Genomic DNA, 25,062 nt, shown 5'->3' with positions numbered 1-25,062 from the left:
GAGCCCGCAGGAGGACCCCGGCGTACCGGTCCTAAGGCACCGTGCCCCATGATCGGCCTGTCATTCGCAAGAACCCTATCCGTTTTACCTGCATAAATGTTTAAGCAGTGGTGCGTCAGGGCAGTGCGGATCGTCTTGACGGCGCGGCCTGTCGACCTCGTGCAAGATACGGATGAGGTGCAGCCTATGGACGTATGTCGCGTTTGCGCTAACTTGTCCTGAAGTACCTTGCGGAGAGTTGAATGTCCGACCCGTTTGCCGAGACGATTTCCCACCCTCAGCGCCCGGACGAAAACACGCCCCTTCCCGCGATCGAGCAGACACTTCGCGCGTTTTACGGACTTTCGGGCCAGGCCAAGGCGTTGGACGACCCACAGACGGCCTATCTGATCGACAACGGCCACATGCGCTATCGGCTGGATCGGCGCGATGTGGAGGGCGCGGCGGACCTGGCGCTTGAAGCCAAGATCCTGCGCCATCTGGCGCGCAAGGCGGATGCACCAGACGCGCCCGAACCGGTCGCGACCCAGCACGGTTCGGATATTGCGGTTGCCGCTGATGATGGAGGCTGGAGCTACCGGCTCGTCACCATGCCGGAAGGTGTCACGCCGCCACCCCATCGTCTGGACGAGACGGATATGGCCGGCATCGGCCGTCTTGCAGCAGAACTGACCAAGGCTCTTGCCGATTTCGACGAGCCGGGCCTGGAGCGTTCGGTCGATTCCGACCTGCGCCATGCCGGCCCCGTCGTGCTTCGGCTGTTGAGCAACGTCGGCGATCATGCGGTGCGCGATCCGATCGCCAAGGTTCTGGTGGCCGCATTGCGTCAGGTGCAGCCGCTTGCCCCGATGCTGCGCATCCAGCCGGTACATCACGACCTGGCGCTCCGGCGCCTGACCGGACGGCGAACCGATGAGGGCCGTTGGCGCGCCGATGGCATCACCGATGTCGGCGCCGTGGTACGCGGCTGGCTTGTGGCGGGCCTCGCCGTCACCTGCGCCGACCTGATGGCCCATGGCGGCGACGACCCGTTCGACATTCTGCCGGCGGTGCGCGGCTTCAATGACACATTTGCGCTGAACGAACCGGAACTGCGGGCGCTGTGGCCGCTGACCGTCGCCCGGGCCTGCGTGCTCGCCGCGCGTGCGGAGCACGAAACCGTGACAGCCGCAACGGGGGAAGCCTCTGCCGAGAAGGCAGCCGCGGCAGGCGTCACCGAGACGGACCGGTATGGGCCTGATGCAAAAGGCCAGGCGGTGGCGGTACCCGATCCGGCCCATCACTTCGGCCGAAAGGTGTTTGCGGTTGCCACCGGCGTTCATCCTTCGTTGATGGAGGCTGCCATTCTCGATGTCACCGGTTTTGACGGCGACCAGCCATCGGTATTGTCCGACGACATCTGCCGCCTGCTGCCGGAAATCGATGTGGAGCAGATCCGTCTCGTCGACCTGGGGATCGACAGCCCGCTGCTCCTCGACGGAAATTGGACCGACCCCGACATCGATTGGCGGCTTCTGGCCCGTGTTTCGTGGGAAACCCATATGGGCGCCACCCGCTATGGCGAATACCGGCTATCGCGCAGCATCGACCGGCACGGCGAAGACGCGGACAATCACGCCTTGCACGTGGACATCTGCGTTCCCGCCGGCAGCGTCGTGGTTGCGCCCTTCGGCGGGATGCTGAAAGAGGTAGGTCAGCAGCTGGTGTTGGTCGGCCGCGATGCCACGCTTTACCTTGAAGGACTGGTCTGCCCGCTATCCGAAGGCATGGCGCTGTTTGCCGAGGATGCGATCGGTTCGGTTGCCGGCGCGGAAGGATCGGTTGGTGGCCTGCGGATCAGGCTGTGCCGCCATCCCGAGATCGTGCCGCCACTGTTTACCACCCCGTCGCGTGCCGGCGCATGGCGACGGCTCTGCCCATCGCCGTCGCAGCTTCTCGGCATCGATATCGACGCGCCGGTGCCCAAGCGCGGGGAACCCGTGCGCGGCTGGCGCGCGCATGTCTATGACGGTTTGGGCCAAGCCCTTACCGATCTTTCGGGATCAGCCGGCATTGTCGGCCATGGCCATTCGACATTGGCGCAGGCGGCCTATCGCCAATGGCTGCTGGGTGCAAGCCATGGGGCCGGGGGACTGGAACAGCGGTTTCGCGAGCGACTGCTGGCCACGCTTCCGGCCGGGCTGGATACGATTGTAGCGATCGGCAGCGAAACGGACATGATGGAACAGGCGCAGCGCTTGAGCCGCAGCGAAAACCACCATCCGAGCATCGTCGGCACTGCGGCGGACGAACAGGCCGGTTCACAGCCAACGCTGCGCATTGCCGATGAGAGAGAAACAGGTTTCGGACGGCTCGGCCGCCACCTCTGGAAGTTCGAAGGCGACGACACCCTGCCTGATCTGGTCGTCATCGGCAGTATCGTACCCGGCAAGCCACTCGCGGTTCTGGTGACACGTAGCGATCTGGCCGGCCTGACCGATCTTCCGATTCCAGGCATCAACAAGGCCGAGGGTCCAAGCGGTATTCACAACAGATCCTCAGGCGGCCCGGACGCTGTCGATTTCGCTATGGCGGCTGCGGCACTGTCGGTCCTGCGCGACGAGGCCTTGCAGGAAAACGCCCGCGTCGTTGGAGATCATCTGCGTGCCGGTCTGGTCGAGGCTGTGTCCGATCACCGCATCGACATCCGCGGCGAAGGACTGGCGCTTGAACTCGTGTGTACGCAGCCGGTTGCAAGGGCGCTCTCAAGGGCACTGCTGTCGCGCGCCGTTCTGGTGTCGCCAAGCGATGACCCGCATCGCCTGATGCTGCGGCCGCCGCTCTGTCTCGATCGCGAAACAGCGGACCATATCGTGCGCGCCATATCCGAGATTCTCGCGGAGCGCGCGTTCTTGGAGGAAAAATCGCACTCAACCATCGATATAATCGACGGTCAAGACAATGAGCGGGCTCGCACCTTGTCGGCGGAGGATGTCATCCCTATCTGATGACCGTGGCCGACTAAGGCGGTTTTGCGAATGAGATTTCACAAACTTGCCGTCATACTGTCACGTTAAAGAAAAATATTCTAGTCAAATTGATTTTCGTTGATCGACCATCGATTTTGTCGTAGAGAAGAGTTGATACTGGACAGAGTGATTCCGGTTTTGACCAAACGCAACGCCAACAGGGAGAGTGAGATGTCGATTACAACCTGCATTACCGCCGCTCTCAAGCCGGGCGTGCGTCGACTTAAACGCGTGGAATGCGTTTCCTTTCCGCGCTGTCGAATGTGACGATCACCGTCTACGGTCTTAAAGTTCTCGGTTTCTGAAAAAAGTCATTCGCAGTGCCGCCCCGTGCCGCGGTCTCTGCAGGAGTCTGTCCATGCAAAAGCAAGTCATAGAATACGCCGGTGAGCCCGTCGGCATCGTAGTGCCGGATGACAACCGGCTGAAATTCATCGCCGTGAAGTTTCACGTCATTGATCTCGACGAGCAGCGTTTTGGATCGACCGATGAGGTGAAACTGGCCATTCACGACCACCTGGCGCGCTCGAACGCCGCGAACCCCGCGCTCGCATGATCGTGCCGGTCTGTTCCGCAGCCGGCGAACGCCGCCGCAAGACCTGAAAAAGCCGCTCCGAACCGGGCGGCTTTTTTGATGCGCGTGCCATGGTCCGGCGCGACGCCGACCGCGGCTTTCGCGGGTCTGTCAGAACGCGGTGAACGTCATCGTCGTCAAAGACCGTTCGATCCCGGCAAGGCACGCGATCTTTTCGTTGACGAAACGGCCGATCTCCTCGCCTTCAGGCAGATACACCTTGGCAAGAAGGTCCCAGTCGCCGCTGGTGGAGTAGAGTTCCGAGACCAACTCGGTCTTGTAGAGAGCATCGGCGACCTCGTAGGTCTTGCCCGGCGTGCAGCGCAATTGCACGAAAATCGGTTTCATCGAAAATCTTCCCGTCGGTCGCGCCGCCATTGAGCGGCTGAAGGATTGATGAGTGACTATTGGACGATCGGGCGCCTGTTCGCAAGACGCTGTTCTCGGTCGGCGCTGCGGCATTCCGGCAGAGAATGACCCGTTGAGAACATGTGCATGGTGAACATAAGCACGGCACGGTAGGGTTTTCTCAAAGCCCCACCGGATATCGCCCATGCTCGACAATCCCCGTTCGCACGGCCTTTGGGAAAAGACCGCTCCGCCGCCGCCGGCAACGGAGCGCCTGGCGGGTGGTCATACGGCGGATGTGGCGATCGTAGGCGGTGGTTATACCGGCCTGTCGGCCGCGCTGCATCTGGCGGAAGGCGGTGCGCGCGTCGTGCTTCTCGAAGCGACCGAGATCGGCTTCGGCGGGGCGGGACGCAATGTCGGCCTCATCAATGCCGGCATGTGGGTGATGCCCGACAATTTCGTTAAAGAGCTCGGTCCGGTTCACGGCGAGCGTGCGCTGAAGCTGCTTGGCAACGGGCCGGCGCTGGTTCGCGAAACAATCAGGAAACATGGGATCGAATGCGAACTGGTAGAAAACGGCACGCTCCATCTGGCCGTCGGCACGCAGGGTCTGATTGAACTGGAGGAGCGCGCCCGACAGTGGCAGGCCCATGCCGCCCCGGTTTCGATCCTCGACGCCGCAGAGACGGAACGGCGGGTCGGTAGCCGGGCCTATGCCGGCGCTCTCCTCGACATGCGCGCCGGAACGCTGCAGCCGCTGGCCTATGCCCGTGGTCTCGCTCAAGCGGCGATGACATCGGGCGCTACCCTGTTGACCGGCAGTCCCGTGATTTCGGCACAGAGGAACGGCAGCGGGTATCTGCTGAGCAGTACGGAAGGCACGGTTGCTGCGGACTGGGTAATCGTGGCGACCGACGCCTACAGCACCGGACCCTGGCAGGTGGTCCGCGACGAGCAGGTGCATCTGCCCTATTTCAACCTCGCGACAAGACCGCTTTCCGGCAATCTGCTTCGCTCGATCCTGCCCGGCGGCGAGGGATGCTGGGATACCCGGGAGGTGCTTTCCTCTTTCCGCATGGATCGGGGTGGGCGGCTCGTATTCGGAAGTGTCGGTGCATTGCGGGGGCCGGGCGCCGGCATTCACAGGAACTGGGCAAAACGGGCGCTTTCCCGTCTCTTTCCGCAACTGAGCGAAATCGAATTCGAGGCCGAATGGTACGGACAGATTGGCATGACCGACAATGCCCTGCCCCGCCTCCACCTGTTCGATCGCAATGTGATCGGCTTTTGCGGCTATAATGGTCGTGGCATCGCACCGGGCACGACATTCGGCAAGGTTCTGGCCGAACATATTCTCGGACGCATCAGCGAAGCCGATCTGCCCTTGCCTTTGAGCGATCCGAAACTGGCCTCGTTCCGATCGCTGAAGGAAGCCTATTACGAAGCCGGCGCGCAGCTCGCGCATCTCGCTGGCGAGCGTTTCTGATCGGGAAGACAAATATCCGGCGCCGCAATTGCTTCGGCCGCCACCCCTTGTACATTGCACGAAAACAAAACCTGCGACCAGAGCATCAGAAACCGGAGACCGACATGACCCTAGCCACACTCGACCTTGCCGCCGACGTGGACCGCATCCTTGCGGATCTTGGTGTGGCGACCTCCCGTTACAAGGGTGGCACGCTGACGGTGCGCTCTCCCGTTACCGGGCGTGAAATCGGCAACCTGCCGGAGCATTCCGCTGGCGATACGAAGGCTGCAATCGACAAGGCGCATTCCGCCTTTCTGGCCTGGCGCAAGGTGCCTGCGCCCAAGCGTGGCGAACTCATTCGTCTGCTCGGTGAAGAATTGCGCAGTGCCAAGAACGCTCTGGGCGAACTTGTGTCGATCGAGGTAGGCAAGGTGACTTCGGAGGGTCTCGGCGAAGTGCAGGAGATGATCGACATCTGCGATTTCGCCGTCGGTCTGTCGCGTCAGTTGTATGGCCTCACCATCGCAACCGAACGCGCCGAGCACCGGATGATGGAGACCTGGCATCCCCTCGGTGTCGTCGGCATTATTTCAGCCTTCAACTTTCCGGTCGCGGTCTGGTCGTGGAACGCGGCGCTGGCAATCGTCTGCGGCAATGTCACAGTCTGGAAGCCATCCGAAAAGACACCATTGACGGCGCTGGCCACGCAGGCAATCTTCGAAAGGGCGCTCAAACGCTATCGCGACGCCGGCTATGAGGCGCCGGAAAACCTCTCAACGCTCCTGATCGGTGACCGGGAGATCGGCGAAGTGCTGGTCGATCATGAAAAGGTTCCGCTGATTTCCGCCACCGGCTCCACCGCCATGGGACGGATCGTCGGTCCGCGCGTGGCGCAGCGTTTTGGTCGCTCGATCCTCGAACTCGGCGGCAACAATGCTGCCATCGTCACCCCGACGGCCGATCTCGATCTGACGCTGCGCGGCGTCGCCTTTGCCGCCATGGGTACGGCCGGTCAGCGCTGCACGACGCTGCGGCGCCTGTTCGTGCATGAAAGTGTCTACGATCAGTTGGTGCCGCGTCTGATCAAGGCATACCAGTCGGTCACCATCGGCAGCCCCCTGACGGCCGGCAACCTCGTAGGCCCGCTGATCGACAAGGCAGCCTTCGACAAGATGCAGTCGGCGCTCGAGGCGGCACGTGCCGCCGGTGGCAAGATTTCGGGCGGCGAACGGGTTTTGTCCGACGACGCAGCCGATGCCTATTACGTTCGCCCGGCCATCGTCGAAATGCCGGGACAGGCGGGGCCAGTCAAGGACGAGACTTTCGCACCGATCCTCTACGTGATGCGATATTCCGGTTTCGACGAGGCAATTGAACTGCACAATGCCGTGCCGCAGGGCCTTTCATCCTCGATATTCACCAACGACATGCGCGAAGCGGAGACATTCGTTTCGTCGAACGGATCGGATTGCGGCATCGCCAATGTGAATATCGGGCCTTCCGGCGCTGAAATCGGCGGCGCATTCGGGGGCGAAAAGGAAACCGGCGGCGGCCGCGAGTCCGGTTCGGATGCGTGGCGTGCCTATATGCGCCGTGCCACCAACACCCTGAACTACGGCCGCACGCTGCCCTTGGCGCAGGGCGTCAAGTTCGACATCGACTGATGCGCGTGAGCACCGCCACGCCCTTGCAGAACCTGCTGACCGACATTGCCGGCGTGGCCGTGGGCCATGCCACGGATCTCGCGCTCGGGTCCGGCGTCACGGCCGTTGTTTTCGACCGGCCGGTGATCGCCTCGGGCAGCGTATTGGGCGGGGCGCCGGGCGGACGCGACACCGCTCTTCTTGACCCCTCCATGACCGTGGAAACGGTGGATGCCTTCGTGCTCTCCGGCGGCTCGGCCTTCGGGCTGGATGCGGCGGGCGGCGTTCAGGCAGGACTGCGCGGCATCGGTCGCGGATTGAGTGTCGGCACGACAAGGGTACCGATCGTGCCGCAGGCGATCCTGATGGATCTGCTGAACGGTGGCAACAAGGACTGGGGAAGGCATTCGCCCTATCGCGACATGGGATTACAGGCTTTCGAAGCCGCGCGATCCGGCAATTTCGCGCTGGGCAGCGTGGGTGCCGGGACGGGTGCCACTACGGGGACCGTCAAGGGCGGCCTCGGATCGGCCAGCGCAGTGACGAGAGCCGGACACAGGGTGGCGGCCTTGGTGGTCGCCAATGCGCTCGGTTCCGCCTTAATCGGAGACGGTCCGCATTTCTGGGCAGCACCCTTCGAGCAGGACAGGGAATTCGGTGGATTAGGCATGCCCACATGCTTCGATACGGGCATGCGCCTGAAGGGTGTCAATATGACGGCCACCACGATCGGTATCGTAGTGACGGACGCGGCGCTGACCAAGACGCAGGCGCACCGGCTGTCCCTTCTTGCCCATGATGGGCTGGCCCGCGCTGTGCTGCCGGCCCACCTGCCCTTCGACGGCGACACGATGTTTGGCGCCGCCACGGCCGAGAAGCCGGTAAGGGATCCGACGGAACTGATGGAAATCCTTCATATGGCAACGCTGGTGAGCGCGCGCGCCATTGCCCGCGGCGTTTACGAGGCGACGACGCTCCCCTTTGAAAGCGCGCAGGCAGCATGGCGGGATCGGTTTCCAGGATGAGGGGCTTGCGCTGTCCGGGAGAGTCATGACAGCCTCAGAGACATGATCCTCACCATTGCCATCTCCGGTTACCGCTCTCTTCGTAATCTCATCCTGCCGCTTGAGAAACTGACGGTGGTAACCGGCGCAAACGGGGCGGGAAAATCAAGTTTCTATCGCGCATTGAGGCTTCTTGCCGATGTCGCGCAGGGGCGCGTCATCGGCTCTTTGGCGGCAGAAGGCGGCCTGCCGTCGACCATCTGGGCCGGCCCGGAAACATTGTCGCGCGACATGAAGATCGGCAGCGTTCCCGTCCAGGGCACAAGACGCAAGAACCCTGTCGCACTTAAGCTGGGCTTTGCCTCGCAGGATTACGGCTACGCCATCGATCTGGGCCTGCCACCGCAATCAACGCCCCCGCCATCTGTCCACTTTCTGCTGGATCCGGAGATCAAGGCGGAAGCCGTCTGGGCGGGCGATATCCTGAGCCGCCGGAATGTGTTTGTAGAACGCAGCGGACCCGTCGTTACCGCCCTTGCCGCGAACGGCCAGCGTCAGGTTCTGTTGCATGATCTCGCGTCGTTCGAAAGCATGATGACGCAATCTGCCGATCCCAGGAACCTGCCCGAGCTCCTCTATCTTCGCGGTCAGATGAGCGGCTGGCGCTTTTACGATCATTTCCGTACGGACCCCCATGCACCTGTTCGACAAGTTCAGGTGGGAACCAGAACGCCGGTTCTTTCATCCGATGGGACAGACCTGGCAGCGGCCATTGCCACCATTCTGGAAATCGGCAATGCAGCGGGCTTCCGCGATGCAATCGAGGATGCATTTCCCGGAAGTTCGGTCGACGTTGTCGAAGATCGGGGCCGATTCGAACTCTCCATGCGGCAGCGAGGCTTGTTGCGACCCCTCTCGGCCGCCGAATTGTCCGACGGCACATTGCGTTACCTGTTGCTGGTCGCGGCACTGATGACACCGCGGCCGCCATCTTTGATGGTCTTGAACGAACCGGAGACGAGCCTGCATCCGAGCCTGCTTGAGCCATTGGCACGGCTGATCTTGCAGGCGTGCGAGCGATCGCAGCTGATCGTCGTGTCTCATGCGGATAGTTTGGTATCCAAACTTGAGGACCATGAGGCCGCCATGATGGTGACGCTGACGAAAGTGCTCGGCGAAACCGTGGCCGAAGGCATTGAGACGCCCGCCTGGACCTGGCCCACGCGCTAGGGCTCCGCGATAGTGAAGGCTTCACGTCATGCCGAGACTTCCGTTCAAGCGGTCTGGCTTTGCGCACGCATGAACCTGACCGTTGCGAACCACAACACCACGCCAATTGCCAGCAAAATGGCGGCGATCGTGTATTGCACCGGATCGCGCCCCGTCCAGGGACCGACGAGGAAAAGGCAGCTGGCGGCACCAATGACCGGCAGGAAGGTTGGCGTGCGGAAATGCTTGTGGCCTACCTTGTCCTTGCGCAGGACCAGGACCGCGACATTGACGATGGCGAACACGGCGAGCAGCAGGAGTGCGGTGGTGCCGCCAAGCGCCGGCACGCCGCCGGCAAAGGCGATCAGAAAGACCGCGATCAGCGTCGTGAACAGAATGGCGATATAGGGCGTGCGGCGGGCCGCATGAACCTTGCCGAGGGCAGCCGGCAGCACACCCTCGCGGCTCATCCCGTAGATCAGTCGGCTTGCCATCATCATGTTGATCAATGCCGAATTGGCGACGGCGAACATGGTGATGACGCCGAAGATGCCGATGGGAAAATTCGGTGCGCCGGCCTGCACGACCTTGAGGAGCGGCGTTTCGCCCTCCCCCAGATCGGCAGCGGAGACCAGCGTGATCGCCGAAATGGCGACGAGGACATAGATGATGCCGGTGATGACGAGACCGCCGAGAAGGACTTTCGGAAAGATGCGGCTAGGCTGTTTGCATTCCTCGGCCATGTTGACCGAATCCTCGAAACCCACCATTGCGAAGAAGGCGAGCGTTGTGGCGGCCACCACCGACCAGATAACGCCGCGATCGCCGGCCGGTTCAAACGTCCAGACACGCGAGACGTCGCCTTGGCCGTTGCCGATCGCCCATAGGCCGATCCCGATGATGATGAGGAGACCGGTCAGTTCCACGATCGTCAGAACCACGTTCATCTTCACGCTTTCGCCCACGCCGCGAAAATTGACGAGCGCGACGAGGGCGATGAACAACAGCGCGATGCCGGTGACGCCATAGGTCCCGAAATCGACCCCGGTGGCAGCGGCGAAATTGGACGCAAAGGCGCGCGATGCCGTCGAGGCCGAGGTAATGCCGGAGGACATGACGGCGAAGGCGACGATGAAGGTCAGGAAGTGCACCCCGAAGGCCTTGTGGGTGTACAGCGCGGCGCCGGCCGCCTGCGGATATTTGGTGACCAGTTCGAGATAGCTGCAGGCCGTGACGAGCGCCACCGCAAAGGCGACCAGGAAGGGCAGCCACACGACACCGCCGACCTGCGCCGCGACCTGCCCGGTCAACGCGTAAATGCCCGTTCCCAGAATATCGCCGATGATGAAAAGCAGCAGAAGGCCGGGACCGATCATGCGATTGAGTTCGGTTTTTGGCTCGGACGAATTCTCGGTTGTGATACCGGGCGTAGTCTCGGGTGAGGTCATCGACAGGCTCCTCCATCGGCGATCCCGCTCAACGCCGATGACGAAAGGTTGTTCCGATGTGAAAAAAACGGCGATCTGATCGAACCAAAACGAGGTAGAAACACCTGAGCCGGTCCGTCGAGGGCGAAGCGCTTTCTAGTCCGCCCTTTCGGACAGCAGCTGACGCAACAGATGCGCGGTTTGTCGCGCACCATCCATCTGTATCCCCGCCGATGCCGGCGGCGGCAGCTTTAACGCACGCCCGATTGCGGCCGACATGGTGTCCCTTGACAGGGTCGCTTCATCCACTACGACGGCCAGCCCCTTTGCTTCGAGTTTTTGCGCGCGCTGGGTCTGCTCCGTTTCCCCACCGGTTGCGAAAGGCACGAGCAGCAGGCGGCAGGAGGTTTGCAGGAGATCGCCGACCGTATTGTAGCCGGCCTGCGAGATCGAAAGCGACGCTGAGGCCAACAGGTTCGGAAAATCCGGACGGAAGCGGAACAGGCTGATCCTGTCAGGGGCGGATGCCGCCAGATGGTCGAAATCCCGCTGCGGCAGGTTGGGGCCGGTGATGACGCACCATCTCAGGGCTGGATCGACATCGGCCGATGCGGCAACAGCTGCTTGCATCAGCGCCGCTCCGACGACGCCGCCGCCGGCGGACACCACGATATCGTAGCGCTCGGGCGATGGCTGGGGGGCTGGCGGCGCCACCATGCCGGTATAAAGCACGCGGTCGCTGATCCGGTCTGCCAGTGCGAACGTGTCTTCGATCCGCGCAAAAGCCGGATCCCCGTGGACCAGAACGCGGTCAAAATGTTTGCGCACGAGATCGACGGTTTCCTGATCGCGGCCCGGCTTACGGTTCTCCTGCAGGATGTCGCGCACCGACGCGCAGACAATCGGGCGCGGTCGGGCGGCCTCGATGGCGGAAAGCAGCGGCAGAAGCTCGAAGCGAACCTGTCGGCGACCGAAGGGAAAAGCTTCGGTGATCACGACATCCGGCTGGACGCGCTGGAAGGCATCCAGCAGCAGCCTGGTCCGGGCCCCCTCGAACGCGGCATCGACCGGCGTGCCGTCTGCCTGCGCCAGACCGGCAAAATCGACACCGGTGGCAACAGGGGGCAGCGCGACGTGATCGATACCGGGGCCCGGAAATCCTACGACCGGCAGTCCGCCCGTGACCAATGTAACGGCAAAACCATCCTCAACCAGCGCCGCCGCAATACGGCTGGCACGGGCGATATGACCAATGCCAAGCAGGTGCTGTACATAGAAGAAGACCCGCGGGGGACGGCTTTCGGCTGTCATCCGTCCGCCCTCCGGCGATGCGTCGCAAACAGCGTTTCGAGTTGGCTGATGCTGGCGCGGTGATCGAATTCCCGGCGGACACGCTCTTCAGCGGCTTCGCCCAGACGCTGGCGAAGCGCCGGCTCGCGGATCATCCGCTCCAGCGCCACGGCAAGGGCGGCCGGATCTTCCGGCGGCACCAGAAGGCCGTTTTCGCCATCGACGAACAATTCGGAAATGCCGGCCTGGTCGGTGGCCACGCAGGCCATGCGCTGGCTGGCCGCCTCGACCAGAACATTCGGCAGGCCGTCGCGATCGCCGTCGTCGGTGATGCGCGAGGCGAGCGCAAAGACGTCGCTGTTGCGGTCATGGTCCAGAACCTCGACCTGCGCCAAGGCGCCCAGCCACTCGATGCGATCAGTCAGGCCGAGGTTTTGTGCCAGCACCTTGAGCGCCGGCAACTGTTCGCCGCCGCCAATGTGTCGAAACCGCCAGTGCAAGGTCTTGGGTAACAATGCCAGGGCGCGCAACAGCGTGTCATAGCCCTTCTTCTTCACTGCACGGCCGACCGAAAGAATGATAGCGGGGTCTTCGGCGCATGAACCGTCGCGTCGGTTTTCCCTGCCCGCAAAAACGGGAAAGCGATCGAGATCGAGACCGTGATAGCTGAGGTTGACGACGCCCGGACGTGCGGCCAGTGCAGTCAGGTGATCATAGCCGGCGCGGGTACAGGTGACAGCCCAGCGCGCCTGACCGAGCTTGGCTTCGAGATCCCAGCCGGGCGAGGTCCAGATATCCTTGGCATGCGCCGAGACGGACCAAGGAATGCCGGCGATCAGGCCGGCATAGGCGCCGACCGAAGCCGGCGTATGGATGAAATGCACATAGAGCCAGTCAGCATCCTGCGGCCATTCGGCGACCAGTACGGCAGCCTGACCGAAGCGACGGAAACGATTGCGGGAAAAATCGCGGCGCAGATCCGACAGGAACTGGCGCAACGCACGTCCGAAACCCGGCCGACGGACGGCCGTGACGAGCGAACGCAGCACCCGGACCGGTTCCTCGTGCAGATATTCCGGCAGATAGCGGACGGGTGCGCGAATTTCAGCATGGATTGGGTGGCGTTTGGTATCGGTCGGACGACGCATGGAAAACAGTTCGAGCGACAGCCCGGCCCGTTCCAACCCGAGAAGTTCCTGCGCGATGAAGGTTTCCGAAAGACGCGGATAGCCCTTCAGCAGGACGACGATCTTGTTTTTATCGAGCATTGGCGAGGTCAGCCCTGCACGACCGAAAGATGATCGCCTTCCTTGCGGCTCATCCAGTCGCTGACCAGGGCCGAGATATGCGCAAGGCCCTCGAGCCGCAGGCTCGGCGCGCCGGCCGAGGGGGCTGGCTGGGTCAGGAGATGACGCAAGGCCGCGGCCATGCGGTTCGGATCAGCCGATTCCTCCGGCAGAAGCATGGTGACGAGACCGAGCTCGGTTGCGCGTCGCGCGCGGATCAGCTGTTCTTCGCGCGGCTGCGTGCGCGGCACGATCAGCGCCGGTTTGTCGAACGAAAGGATCTCGCAATAGGTATTGTAGCCACCCATGGCGACCACGGCTTTCGCGCCTGCAACCAGATCTTCCATGCGGTTGTCGAATTCGATGACCTCCAGCCGCTCGATATGAGATGCGGCCTGTTGAAGGCGGTGGCGCTGTTCGGCGGGCATATAGGGACCGAGAACGATCAAGGCCTTCTGTTCCAGGCCCGGGTCGATGTCGTAGGCCGCAATCACCTCGGCCACGAGATCTGCACCGTCTCCACCGCCGCCGGTGGTGACGAGGATATAGTCTTCCTGCATGCGATGTCCGGACTGGCTGCCGTTTTCGAGCGCCGCCCGCTGCAGAAAGCCGACGAAGTTCATCTTCGCCCGAACGGTCTGCGGCACGTCGAGACCGATCAGAGGGTCATAGAAGTCGGGCGGTCCATAGACCCAGATATCGTCGTAATACTGAGCGATCTTGTTCACGACATCGTTTCGTTTCCACTCCGCATCGAGCAGATGCGGCGCATCCATGACTTCCCGCAGGCCAAGCACCAGCGTTGTGCCACGTGTTTTTAGATAGCTAAGCGTATCCTCCACCTCGCCGCGCAGGCCAAGCGGCTCCTTATCGATGATGAAGACGTCCGGGTCGAAGGTTTCGGCAGTGTGGCGAATGATCGACTGGCGCATCTTCAGGGTTTCCTGAAGATCGATATGCTGATCCATCGACGTATATTCGCCGTTGCGCAATTTGATGACCGACGGAATTTTGACGAAATCGACCCGCGCGCGATAGTCGAAGGCGCCGGCAATGGTGGCGCCGGATATGATCAGCACATGAAGGCCGCGGTAATCCTCAACCAGCGAATGGGCGATGGCGCGGCAGCGGCGCAAATGGCCAAGGCCGAACGTGTCATGGCTGTACATGAGGATGCGTGCGTTATCGAGACGGCGCGTCATGTGGGTCTTTCGTTGCAATGGGCAAAGGCTGTACGTCTTACCTGTAGGGATCGGCAGCGTCGCGCAAGCCGTCTCCGAGAAAGTTGAAGGCCAGGATCACCACGATGACCGGGATGACCGGAAACAGGAGCCATGGGTAGAGGGCGATCACGTTAACCGTCCGCGCTTCGGTGAGCAAGACACCCCAGCTGGTGATCGGCGCACGAAGACCAAGACCCAGGAAGCTCAGCGTCGTTTCACCAAGGATCATGCCTGGAATGGCAAGCGTCGCGCTGGCGATCAGATGCGACATGAAACCGGGCACGAGATGACGGCCGATGATGCGGGTCTTGCTGGCTCCCATCAGCTGGGCGGCCAGCACAAAATCCTCCTCCCGCAGGGAGAAAAGCTTGGAACGGACCGCTCTGGCAAGGCCCGTCCAGTCTAGCAGGCCAAGGATGAAGGTGATGCCGAGATAGATGACGAGCGGGCTCCAGGTCACCGGCATCACGGCTGCGAGCGCCAGCCACAACGGAATGCTGGGAATGGACTGCAGGACCTCGATGATGCGCTGCACGACAAGATCGAAGACGCCGCCGCGATAACCGGCAAGGCCGCCGATGACGATGCCGAGAATGAAGCTGGTGGTAATGCCGAGAAGCCCGATCGTGAGCGAGATGCGCGCACCGTAAAGAATGCGCGAAAGCACGTCGCGGCCCAGGCGATCGGTACCGAGCAGGAAGAAATCGCCGTCTTCTGCCGGACAGACAAGGTGACGGTCGGCGTCAATCAGGCCCCAGAAACGGTAGCGGTCGCCGTGACAGAAGAAACGCAGCGGCTGGACGATGTCGGTATCGGTATAGACCCGCCTCAGCGTCGTCATGTCGAGCTGCATGCGCTGCTTGTAGACGAACGGACCGACAAGCGTGCCCTGGTGAAAAAGATGGATCGATTGCGGCGGCGAGTAAATGCTGTCGATATTGCGGGTGTGCAGGTTATAGGGCGCCAGAAACTCGACGATGACGATCGACAGATAGGCGATGAGCAACAGAATGCCGGAGATCATCGCCAGCCGGTGGCGCTTGAACCGCCACCACATCAGCCGCAGTTGCGAGGCCTGCGTGTAGGCGTTCGATCCGGCGAAACTTTCCGCGGCATAGGGATCGAACGGCGCGTCGGACACGTAATGTCGAAGCGGCTGACCGCTCTCGGGAAGGATGGATTTCACTTGGTGGCTCCCCCCTTCAACCGGATGCGCGGATCAAACAGCGCAAGCGCGATGTCGGACACCAGAACGCCGATCACCGTCAGGAAGGCAAGGAACATCAGGAAGGAACCGGCCAGATACATGTCCTGGCTCTGCAGAGCCTTGATCAGCATCGGCCCGGTGGTTTCCAGCGACAGGACGACCGCCGTGATTTCCGCGCCCGATATGATGGATGGCAGGATGGAGCCGATATCGGAAATGAAAAAGTTGAGCGACATGCGCAGCGGATATTTGACCAGCACCTTCATCGGATGCAGGCCTTTCGCGCGCGCCGTCATGACATATTGCTTCTGCAGTTCGTCTAGCAGATTGGCGCGCAGACGACGGACCATCGACGCGGTGCCCGCCGTGCCGATGATGATGACCGGGATCCACAGGTGTTCGAGGATCGACCAGAATTTGTCCCAGCTCATTGGCTGGTTGAGATAGCGCTGGTCCATCAGATGGCCGATCGTGGTCCCGAACCAGATATTGGCAAAATACATCAGGATTAGCGCGAAGATGAAATTGGGCACCGCAATGCCGATCAGGCCGAGCAGCGTCAGCCCGTAATCGCCCCAGCTGTACTGGCGGGTGGCGGAATAGACGCCGATCGGAAAGGCGATGATCCAGGTGAGCGCGATGGTCACGAAGGAAACGAGAACGGTCAGCCACAGGCGGTCGCCGACCACCTCGTTGACCGGCATCCGGTATTCGAAGGAATAGCCGAAATCGCCCACCAGCATGCCGCCGACCCAGTGGATATAGCGCAGAGGCGCCGGTTTGTCGTAGCCGTATCGCGCCTTCAACTCCTCGATTTCCTGAAGGTCGGCCTTCTCGCCGATGGCGCGCAGCTCCTCGACGTAGCTCTCGAAATAGTCTCCCGGCGGCAGCTCGATGATGGTGAAGACCAGAAGCGAGATCAGCAGCAAGGTCGGGATCATGACCAGAATGCGCCAGAGAATGTACCGCAGCATCAGGCGCCCTCCCCGAACCAGAACGTGTCCGGCATGTAGACGCCGAGATAGGAGAAGGGGTCGAAGGAAAACAGGCCACGTGACGGCATGTTGCGCAGTTTGGACGAACTGACCACCGGCTGCAGCGCCGCATTGACAATGCCGATGGTGAAGACCTGGCTGGTGAAGATCGACAGCATCTCGTGCCAGATCTTTTCGCGCTCGGCTGTTTCGCCGCTGCTGCGCCAGGCTGCCAGAAGATCGAGCAGTTTCAGGGCTTCGGGAAGGTCCGGCGGCCGGCCGTCGCTGCCGCCGGACATATAATGCAGGCCCCAGTTGGACCACTGCAGCTGGTCGTCCGAGGTCGGTGCCAGTTCCTTCGGCGACATGTCGGCCGTCGGCACACCGTTATCGATGCCGGGCCAGACGCACATGATCGTGTCGCCACCGCGGATGCGGCTGCGGAACAGTTCGCGGCTCGAAGCGCGTACATGCATGGCGATACCGACCTGATACCAGTGATCGGCGACGAGTTCGAGCACGTCGCTTTCAAAACTGTCTTCGCCGGCCGTCTCGATGACGATTTGCGCGACACGACCGTCCGGCAGGAGGCGAACTCCCTTCGCGTTGCGACGATCGAGACCGGCTTCATCAAGAAGACGGTTCGCCTCGGCTGCATCGAGCGTTGCATAGGCGCGCGCATATTCCGGGCGGTAGAGCCGGCTCTCCGGCAGGACGGTATTGGCACTCTCGCTGGCTATGCCATAAAACGCGGCCTTATTGATTTCGCTGCGATCAATGGCCAGCGACAAAGCGCGCCGGACGCGCACATCCCGGAACAGGCCGCGCCAGACATCGTCCTTGCAGGTGAGGTTGGGCATCAGTGCGATGCGCGATCCTTGCGTGCGCTTCCACAGGTTGACGTGGACTGGAAAGCGCTTTTCCGCGTTCTTCAAAAATGTGTAATCGGCAAAATCGATATTGGCGAGCTGAAGCTCGCTTTCGCCCGAACCGGTCTTGGCGGCGATCAGGCCGGGCGAGCTGACGTTGAGCACGAAGCGGTCGATATAGGGCAATTGCACGCCGTTTTCGTCGACACGGTGATAATGTGGATTGCGCTCGAAGATGAACTGCTGGGCGGGAGGCGCTGTGCGGTTGCACCAGGGGTCGAGCGCCGGGAGATCCGGATTTTCCGGACGCACCGTCCGCCCCATTTTCTGATGCAGCGACGTCCAGTCGTCAAGCCGGTTAGCCTTGACCAGTTTCGCCAACCGGTCGGCATCCTGGTATTTCGCATGAAACTGTTTGAGATAAGCGGACGGCATCATCAGCCGCAGCGGCGAAGGCGCGGCCTGCTGCGCCAGAAAATCCGGGTTGGGCGCGTCCCAGGAATAGCGTACCGTACGCTCATCGAGGACTTCGAAACGCGGCTCCGCCCCGTTGACGACAAGTTCGGCCGGAATGCCGCCGCGATGCAGATCCTTGTTGTGGAACATGTCCTCCCAGACATAACGGAAATCCTCCGCCGTGAACGGGCTTCCATCCGACCAGCGGTGACCTTCGCGCAGGCGAAAGGTGAAGATCTGCGAATGTTCGACGGTGAAACTCTCGAGGATATCCGGCAGCGGATTGAGATGTTCGTCATAACCGATCAATCGGGCATAACCGTTGATCGGCATCAGGCGGATATCACGCTGGCCGCCGATCAGCATGCGTGCGGTGCCGCCCGGTTTGCCCGGTTCGCGGCCCTGTGCGGCCAAATTGATCACGCGCGGTGTCTTGGGCGGCCCGGGGGGAACCATTGCCTGGTCAATGCCGCGGGCGGCCTCTTCGGCGCGAGCCCATGGGGTAACGGCGGCCGACGCGAGCAACGAGACGAAGAGACGGCGCGTGATCATAGCGTCGTTTCCCCTGCCGGCAGCCCCCGGATCGCGCTTTCTTCAGCGCGCAGTCCGGCTGGTTTCAGTTCCTCGGCCCGCAATTCCCGGGCATCGACATTGCGTTGCGCCAGAACGAAATGGCCGCCGCCCAGATCGGCATGTGCCAGGCTTTCCGGCCGCCCGTCGTCATCGAACGGGGCGTTCCATCTGGGCCGCTTCAACGCGCTGCCCACGGTTGCGTAATCGAGCGGACGATCGAGATCCGGATAGGGCACAGCAGCGAGCAGTTTTCGCGTATAGGGGTGGATGGGCGAGCGCATGATAGCCTCGACCGGACCGATTTCGACAATGCGGCCGGCATACATCACGGCCACGCGGTCGGCCATGTAGTTCACCACCGCCAGATTGTGGGAAATGAACAGATAGGTGAGTCCCAGTTCCCTCTTCAGATCTTTGAGGAGATTGAGGATCTGTGCCTGGATCGAGACGTCGAGCGCCGAGACCGGCTCGTCGCAGATCAACAATTCCGGGCCGAGCGCCAGGGCGCGGGCGATACCGATGCGCTGGCGCTGACCGCCGGAAAAACTGTGCGGGTAACGGCTGAGCGCGCTGCGATCGAGGCCGATGGCATCCGTGAGCGCCTCGACGATGCGGGTCCGCTTGCCGGCATCGCCCTTTTGATGGATCTGCAACGGTTCGCCGATGATGTTGCGCACCGTCATGCGCGGCGAAAGCGACGAGACAGGGTCCTGGAACACCATCTGCAACCGGCGGCGCAGCATTTTCAGAGACTGACCTTCGGCATGTAGCACATCGACCGGCCCTTCGGCGCCATGGAATGTGATGCTTCCCGCATCCGCCGTCAGCCCGCGCATCAGGATCTTGCTGAGCGTGGTCTTGCCGCAGCCGCTTTCGCCGACAAGCCCCAGACTTTCGCCCCGCATGATATCGAAGCCGACATCGTTGACGGCGAGCGTTTTTTCCGGGGCTCCGAGACCGAAAAAACCGGAGTGGCGGGCGGTAAAGGACTTGCTGACATTGCGCACGGAAAGGAGCACATCGGAGCGCGGCAGCTGCGAGGCAGGTTCCGCGGCCTGTTTCTTCTTCGCCAGCATGCGGCTGCCGTCGATCTCTATATCGCGCAGCGGCCGGAGGCGCTCGCCCGGTTGCATGTCGAAATGCGGGACGGCGGCCATCAGGCCCTTGAGATAGGGATGCTGCGGGTTACGGAAGATGGCATCGACTGGCCCCGCTTCCAGAACCTCGCCTCGATAGACGACCACGACCTCGTCGGCGAGGTTGGCGACCACGCCGAGATCATGTGTGATCAACAGCATCGCCATATCAAAACGCGTCTGCAGGTCCTTAAGCAGTTTCAGGATCTGGGCCTGGATGGTGACATCGAGAGCGGTGGTCGGCTCATCGGCAATCAGCAGCGCCGGCCGACATATCAGCGCCATGGCGATCATCGCGCGCTGCCGCATGCCGCCCGACAATTCGAACGGATACATGCCGAAAACCTTGTCCGGCTTGGAGAAACCCACAAGGCCGAGCATTTCAACAACCCGTTCGTTGCGTTCCTTAGGCGACAGGATCGTATGGGTCTTGAGCGCTTCGGCGATCTGGTTGCCGATCGTGTGCAGCGGCGAAAAGGAGACCATCGGCTCCTGGAAGATCATGCCAATGCGATTGCCGCGGATGGAGCGGATCTTTCGACCGTCATGTGGCAGGCTCAGAAGATCGATCGGCCCCTCGGCACTGGCCGGATCGGTAAAGAGGACGCGTCCGCCGATCTGGGCCGTCACGGATTCGATATCCATGATCGTGCGGCCGAAAACCGATTTTCCCGAACCGGATTCACCGACTAACGCCGTCACCTTGCCGGGCAAAATACGCAGGCTGAAATTGCGGATCGCGTCGATGCGCCCGCCATAAAACGGAAATGAGACGCTAAGATTTTCTGCACGCAGCAGATCGTGGCGTTCGTTCACATCGACATCCTGATGCCCCTGACCATGGGACCGCAAGACAGTCCTGCATGGAGATATTCCTGTAGCCTATAGCACGCGACAATGCTGTGTCCATGTGACAGACATTGCAACGCGCAAGATGGTTGCAGCGGCAAGAGCGTTGACCGGGCACGGTTAAACAGCGTAGCGGCGGCGTATGATTGCCGACACCGGTGATGGATGGCGGCGGAGCAGGATCGATGACGACAGAAACGACGGAAACCGCCAAGCCTGGTGAAAGGGCGGCACTGCTGGCCGCACGGCAATTGATTGCCGAGGGACGCCTCGCCCAGGCGCGCACTGCCCTCGATGCCATGCGCGACGGATTGACCGCGCGTTCGACCGACACTCTGGGCCCACTCACTCTGCTTGGCATGCCTCGCAAGCTGCACGCCGCCTTCCTGAAACTGGCAAAGGCGGAAGGCGATGTGATTGCCCGGATCGGGCTGCAATACACGCTGGTACCGGAAGCCGAACGGATAATACGGCATTTTCGCATTGATGACGCGACGCTTGAACGCATGGTGGCGCAGACCTCGCGTCCGGTGCCGCGAAAAATCCACCAGATCTGGATCGGCCCGCGGCCCGTTCCGGTGGCAGCTGCCGCCTGGCAGCGGCATGCCGAAGCCACCGGCTATGACTACGCGCTGTGGCGGGAAGACGATCTGCGTGCGATCGGCATTTACGGGCATGCGGTATTCCAATCGCTTCTCGATGAAGGCGATTATCCGGGCGCCGTCGACGTGGCGCGTTACCTGATCCTTGCGAAGGAAGGGGGCATCTATCTCGACTGCGACTGGTATCCCGCAAGCATGCAGGCCGCTTTCCACACGCTCTTGCCGCTGGTCGGCCTGTCAGCGCTGGCGGAACAGACGCCGCGCGATCTGGCCGGCGAAAGCCTGCTCTTCACCAATTCCTTCATTGCAGCACCGCCGGCGCATCCGCTCTTCGATATTCTTCTGGACGCCCTGCCCGGCGTGATGGCGGACCTGCCGGGCGCGCCCGCCTGGTGGGTGACGGGGCCGGTGATCTTTACGCTTCTGGCGCGCATGACCATCGTGACCGTACCGGACAAAGGGTTCGTCGCCGCCAACCTGCCGCGGGGGACGGAAATGAGGGACGTACTGGAAACGGCCTCCCATCCCGGGCCGTCAGGCCTTCTGATCGGCTGGAAGAGTTGGTGACGACAGGATATCGGCGGCGGAGCGCCACCGGCAACCGGGATGACCGGCGGTGAGCATGAACAGGCGCTCGAGGAAATCCGTCACCATGGCATCATGGACAAGGTGATGGGTGAGCAGACCCACAACGCTCCCGGCATGGCAAAGCGCGGCCGTTTCGGCAAACAGTGAATCGGCATCGCGGCCGCCGCGCGTGCCATGCCAGTCAATGACGTCCACATGCGTATTGAGCAGTCGCAAGCCATCCGATCGCGGCGCAAGTCCTGCCGGGCCAAATGTCGACAGTGAGCGGTAGCCCAGTGACGACAGTCGTTCGATCACGGCTGGATCGATGCGGTTCCATGGCGGCACGAGCATCGGCAGGAAACGTGCCGGGTGCAGGCGCGACAGCAGCGCCAGCCCCTGACGCAACTCATCCTCGACGATCGCAAGCGGGCGATCCGCGCCCAGCTCACGCTTTTTGACGCCCTGCGGCGCATGATTTTCGTGAGACCAGCCGTGAACAGCGACGAGGACATTGTCTTCACCCTCAAGCCGCGCCGCCAGTGGCACTCCGGTGAAGGCCGGGATGACCGCAAGCGTGAGCGGAATGGCGTGGCGATGGGTGGCCGCCAGCAGGGTCTCCAGCGCCACGGTCGGTTCGATGCAGTCGTCGTCGCGCAGCCAGAAATCGACCGTACTGCCGCGCTCCGCCAGCCTGTCGAGCGCGTCGATCAGCAATCGTTCGGTCATCGTGATATCGTCCCATGGATTTGAAGGATTGCCGCAATTCGGTCCGCGGCGCGTTCGAGAGACCGTTCTGCAAGCACGAATTGCCGTGCCGCCGTGGCCATTGCGGCGCGGTAATCCGTGTCCAACATCAGTCGTCGGACGGCCCCAGCGAAAGCCAGAGTATCGCCTGCGGGTGTCAGGTGGCCGGTACGGCCGTTCACCACCACTTCCGGCACTCCCGCGACGCATTCCGCAACTACGGGCAGGCCCGCCGCCTGCGCTTCGAGATAGGCCAATCCGTAGGCCTCGCCATGGCCCGGCCATAGATAAAGAGCGCTGTCGCAAAGGACTTCGCCAATCTCGTGGGCGGACAGTTGACCGTGCCAGACGATCCGGCCCGGATCGAAGCCGGCAAAAAGGTCCTGCACCTCTGCGCGGGCGGGACCATCGCCGACGACATGCAGGGCCCATGGCGGAACATCGGGCAGTTCCTCCAACTGCCGCAGGGCGGCGGCCAGAGCCGCATAGCTGCTCATCTTGTCGCCGGAGCGCATCATCGCGACGGTCACGAAGCGAAACGGTTGCATCTGCGGCCGCGGCGCCAGTCCGGCGACCATTGTCGTGTCGATAAAGGCCGGCAACCGTTCCAGAACCGCCCCCGGGACGGACTGCCGGATGCCGTATAGATCGCGTTCCGTGAAGGCGATATTGACGCATGCCTGGGTCAGCGCATCCGCAAGGAGAGCCTGGTGGGCCTGCCAGCCATGACTGTTACGACGTTCGGAATAGGAGGCCTCGGCGGTGGCGTAGGCGATGCCATATCGTGCACAAAGGTCCGGGCCAAGCAGGTCGGGTGATTTGTAATAGGGGTGATAGCAGAACCACAGGTCGGGCAAACCGTGACGCTGCCAGGCTTCTCCTAGTCGGCGCGTTTCTGCCTCAGCGGCGCTCTTCAGCGTGGTGAGCTTGGACGGATCCGCGGAAAAGGAGCGAAATTCCGAAGCGATCTCCACATCGTGACCGCAGCGCCGTAGCGCCTCGATCAGCAGGCGCGCCATCAGCCGGTCGCCGGAGGGAACCGGATGGTTGGGCGACTTCAGCGGCGCATAAAAGGCGATCTTCATTCAGGAGGCTTAATCGGCCGGGCCGCCATCAGGCAAGCGGATTTGCGCCGCGCATAGCGATAGCTGCCACGATACCGGCGCCTGCACGGTCGATGCGGCACCGCGGTCCCTTGACAGTTTGCGCACGGGCACTCAACTGAGAGCATCGAAATACAGGTACCAGACCGTGACCAGCACGCCTTCTTCCACCCTTCTTGCCGCCATAACATCCAAATCCGCTCGCGCCGGCGTTATCGGCCTTGGTTATGTCGGGCTGCCGCTGGCGCTGACGATGTCGCGCGCCGGATACAAGGTCACCGGTTTCGATATCGATCCGGGCAAGATGGTCGCGATCGAGGCGGGCAAGAGCTATATCGAAGCCGTGCCGGACCATATCCTGGCCGGCGAAACGGCCGCGGGCCGTTTTTCGGCAACCACGGATTTCGCCCGACTGCGCGACTGCGACGTCATCGCGATCTGTGTGCCCACGCCGCTGACGCATCATCGCGATCCCGACCTCTCCTTCGTGGAAAGAACCTGCGAGAAAATTGCCGAAACCCTGCGCCCGGGACAGTTGATCGTGCTGGAATCGACCACATATCCCGGCACGACCGAGGAAGTGATGAAGCCGATCCTCGAGCGAACCGGTCTGCGTTCGGGCATGGACTTCTTCATCGGTTACTCGCCGGAACGCGAGGATCCGGGCAATCGGGAATTCGAAACCTCGACCATCCCTAAAATCGTCGCCGGCGACGGCGAAGACGCGACGGCGATGATGCAGGCCTTCTATGGTGCAGTCGTCGCAACCGTCGTGCCCGTCTCATCGAATGCGACCGCCGAAGCCGTCAAACTGACCGAAAACATCTTCCGCGCCGTCAATATTGCCCTCGTCAATGAGTTGAAGGTCGTCTACGAGGCCATGGGGATCGATGTCTGGGAGGTGATCGATGCGGCCAAGACGAAACCGTTCGGCTATATGCCCTTTTATCCCGGACCCGGACTTGGCGGCCACTGCATTCCGATCGATCCCTTCTACTTGACCTGGAAATCGCGCGAATACGACCAGCCGACACGGTTCATCGAACTTGCCGGCGAGATCAACACCGCCATGCCCCGTCATGTGGTCAACCGGCTTGCGGAAGCGCTCGACATCAGGGCCGGAAAGGCATTGAGCCGCGCAAAAGTCCTCATTCTCGGCCTCGCCTACAAGAAGAACGTGCCCGACATCCGCGAAAGCCCGTCGCTGAAGCTGATGGAAATCATTCTCGAACGGGGCGGCGAATTTGCCTATTACGACCCCTTTGTGGAAGAAATTCCGCAGACCCGCGAATACGGGCATTTGCGCGGACGCAGATCGATCGCGTGGAGCGAGGAAGCCATTCGCGGTTATGACGCCGTGCTGGTAGCTACCGATCATGACGACGTGGACTATCGTGCGCTCGCCGACTGGTCGCCGCTCGTCGTCGATACGCGCAACGTCTTCCAGCGTCGCGACATCATTGCCGACCATATCGTCAAAGCCTGAGGAAGATCAA

At 62.0% G+C, this 25,062-nt stretch carries 19 protein-coding genes; 8 read left to right on the top strand and 11 right to left on the bottom strand.

What is annotated here, in order from left to right; translation table 11 throughout:
• Positions 1-242 precede the first annotated feature (242 nt).
• Together ACQKKX_RS16335 and ACQKKX_RS16330 are read left to right on the top strand one after the other, a co-directional pair.
• On the top strand, positions 243-2,987 hold the full coding sequence (locus tag ACQKKX_RS16335) for an aminotransferase class III-fold pyridoxal phosphate-dependent enzyme (protein WP_427572078.1): 2,745 nt from the start codon (positions 243-245) through the stop codon (positions 2,985-2,987).
• 379 nt (positions 2,988-3,366) lie between these two features.
• Positions 3,367-3,564, top strand: coding sequence for a hypothetical protein (locus ACQKKX_RS16330; RefSeq protein ID WP_427572077.1), 198 nt, complete (start codon positions 3,367-3,369; stop codon positions 3,562-3,564).
• Positions 3,565-3,693: 129 nt separating this feature from the next.
• Here the strand turns inward: ACQKKX_RS16330 and ACQKKX_RS16325 are convergent, their stop codons facing one another.
• Positions 3,694-3,930 carry an Lrp/AsnC ligand binding domain-containing protein gene (locus ACQKKX_RS16325; protein WP_427572076.1) on the bottom strand — a complete coding sequence of 79 codons (237 nt, stop codon included), beginning with the start codon at positions 3,928-3,930 and terminating at the stop codon, positions 3,694-3,696.
• A 205-nt stretch (positions 3,931-4,135) separates the two neighbouring features.
• Between ACQKKX_RS16325 and ACQKKX_RS16320 the strand changes: the two genes are divergently transcribed.
• From ACQKKX_RS16320 to ACQKKX_RS16305, 4 genes are all read left to right on the top strand, one after another.
• Positions 4,136-5,419: an NAD(P)/FAD-dependent oxidoreductase gene (locus tag ACQKKX_RS16320; protein WP_427572074.1), complete on the top strand. Its 1,284-nt coding sequence runs from the start codon at positions 4,136-4,138 to the stop codon at positions 5,417-5,419.
• Between the two features lie 104 nt (positions 5,420-5,523).
• Positions 5,524-7,065 carry an L-piperidine-6-carboxylate dehydrogenase gene (gene amaB, locus ACQKKX_RS16315; protein ID WP_427572072.1) on the top strand — a complete coding sequence of 514 codons (1,542 nt, stop codon included), beginning with the start codon at positions 5,524-5,526 and terminating at the stop codon, positions 7,063-7,065.
• Entirely contained in the window at positions 7,065-8,069 is a 1,005-nt protein-coding gene (locus ACQKKX_RS16310; RefSeq protein ID WP_427572071.1) for a P1 family peptidase, read from the top strand. The genes amaB and ACQKKX_RS16310 overlap by 1 nt, the downstream gene beginning before the upstream one ends.
• Before the next feature lie 42 nt (positions 8,070-8,111).
• Positions 8,112-9,278 carry an AAA family ATPase gene (locus ACQKKX_RS16305; protein ID WP_427572070.1) on the top strand — a complete coding sequence of 389 codons (1,167 nt, stop codon included), beginning with the start codon at positions 8,112-8,114 and terminating at the stop codon, positions 9,276-9,278.
• Between the two features lie 44 nt (positions 9,279-9,322).
• Here ACQKKX_RS16305 and ACQKKX_RS16300 read toward each other — a convergent pair whose 3' ends face one another.
• The 8 genes from ACQKKX_RS16300 to ACQKKX_RS16265 all read right to left on the bottom strand — a co-directional run bounded on the left by ACQKKX_RS16300 (position 9,323) and on the right by ACQKKX_RS16265 (position 20,514).
• A complete protein-coding gene (locus tag ACQKKX_RS16300) occupies positions 9,323-10,705 on the bottom strand; it encodes an APC family permease (RefSeq protein WP_427572068.1) in 1,383 nt (460 codons plus the stop codon).
• A 135-nt stretch (positions 10,706-10,840) separates the two neighbouring features.
• A complete protein-coding gene (locus ACQKKX_RS16295) occupies positions 10,841-11,995 on the bottom strand; it encodes a glycosyltransferase family protein (protein WP_427572066.1) in 1,155 nt (384 codons plus the stop codon).
• Positions 11,992-13,242, bottom strand: a complete 1,251-nt coding sequence (locus ACQKKX_RS16290; protein WP_427572065.1) for a glycosyltransferase — start codon at positions 13,240-13,242, stop codon at positions 11,992-11,994. Before ACQKKX_RS16290 ends, ACQKKX_RS16295 begins: the two co-directional genes overlap by 4 nt.
• Before the next feature lie 8 nt (positions 13,243-13,250).
• On the bottom strand, positions 13,251-14,462 hold the full coding sequence (locus ACQKKX_RS16285; protein ID WP_427572063.1) for a glycosyltransferase family protein: 1,212 nt from the start codon (positions 14,460-14,462) through the stop codon (positions 13,251-13,253).
• Positions 14,463-14,499: 37 nt separating this feature from the next.
• The gene (locus ACQKKX_RS16280; protein WP_427572062.1) at positions 14,500-15,669 is read right to left on the bottom strand and encodes an ABC transporter permease; all 1,170 of its coding nucleotides are present in this window, start codon (positions 15,667-15,669) and stop codon (positions 14,500-14,502) included.
• Positions 15,666-16,664: an ABC transporter permease gene (locus ACQKKX_RS16275; protein ID WP_427572061.1), complete on the bottom strand. Its 999-nt coding sequence runs from the start codon at positions 16,662-16,664 to the stop codon at positions 15,666-15,668. The genes ACQKKX_RS16280 and ACQKKX_RS16275 overlap by 4 nt, the downstream gene beginning before the upstream one ends.
• On the bottom strand, positions 16,664-18,541 hold the full coding sequence (locus tag ACQKKX_RS16270; protein WP_427572060.1) for an ABC transporter substrate-binding protein: 1,878 nt from the start codon (positions 18,539-18,541) through the stop codon (positions 16,664-16,666). The genes ACQKKX_RS16275 and ACQKKX_RS16270 overlap by 1 nt, the downstream gene beginning before the upstream one ends.
• A complete protein-coding gene (locus ACQKKX_RS16265) occupies positions 18,538-20,514 on the bottom strand; it encodes a dipeptide ABC transporter ATP-binding protein (protein WP_427572059.1) in 1,977 nt (658 codons plus the stop codon). The genes ACQKKX_RS16270 and ACQKKX_RS16265 overlap by 4 nt, the downstream gene beginning before the upstream one ends.
• A 218-nt stretch (positions 20,515-20,732) precedes the next feature.
• Here ACQKKX_RS16265 and ACQKKX_RS16260 point away from each other — a divergent pair, with 218 nt between their 5' ends.
• On the top strand, positions 20,733-21,716 hold the full coding sequence (locus ACQKKX_RS16260) for a glycosyltransferase family 32 protein (RefSeq protein ID WP_427572058.1): 984 nt from the start codon (positions 20,733-20,735) through the stop codon (positions 21,714-21,716).
• On the opposite strand, the gene ACQKKX_RS16255 is transcribed toward ACQKKX_RS16260, so the two are convergent.
• Entirely contained in the window at positions 21,684-22,445 is a 762-nt protein-coding gene (locus ACQKKX_RS16255) for a polysaccharide deacetylase family protein (RefSeq protein WP_427572056.1), read from the bottom strand. The genes ACQKKX_RS16260 and ACQKKX_RS16255 overlap by 33 nt on opposite strands.
• Complete coding sequence (locus tag ACQKKX_RS16250; protein WP_427572055.1) at positions 22,442-23,548, bottom strand: glycosyltransferase family 4 protein; 1,107 nt, start codon at positions 23,546-23,548, stop codon at positions 22,442-22,444. Before ACQKKX_RS16250 ends, ACQKKX_RS16255 begins: the two co-directional genes overlap by 4 nt.
• Before the next feature lie 166 nt (positions 23,549-23,714).
• On the opposite strand from ACQKKX_RS16250, the gene ACQKKX_RS16245 reads away from it, so the two are divergent.
• Positions 23,715-25,052 carry a nucleotide sugar dehydrogenase gene (locus ACQKKX_RS16245; protein WP_427572054.1) on the top strand — a complete coding sequence of 446 codons (1,338 nt, stop codon included), beginning with the start codon at positions 23,715-23,717 and terminating at the stop codon, positions 25,050-25,052.
• Positions 25,053-25,062 lie beyond the last annotated feature (10 nt).

It is taken from the genome of Neorhizobium sp. NPDC001467 (genome assembly GCF_050275975.1).
Classification (GTDB): Bacteria; Pseudomonadota; Alphaproteobacteria; order Rhizobiales; family Rhizobiaceae; genus Neorhizobium.
Note: the sequence above shows the minus strand (reverse complement) of the source record. Positions and strands in the feature narration are given on the sequence as shown.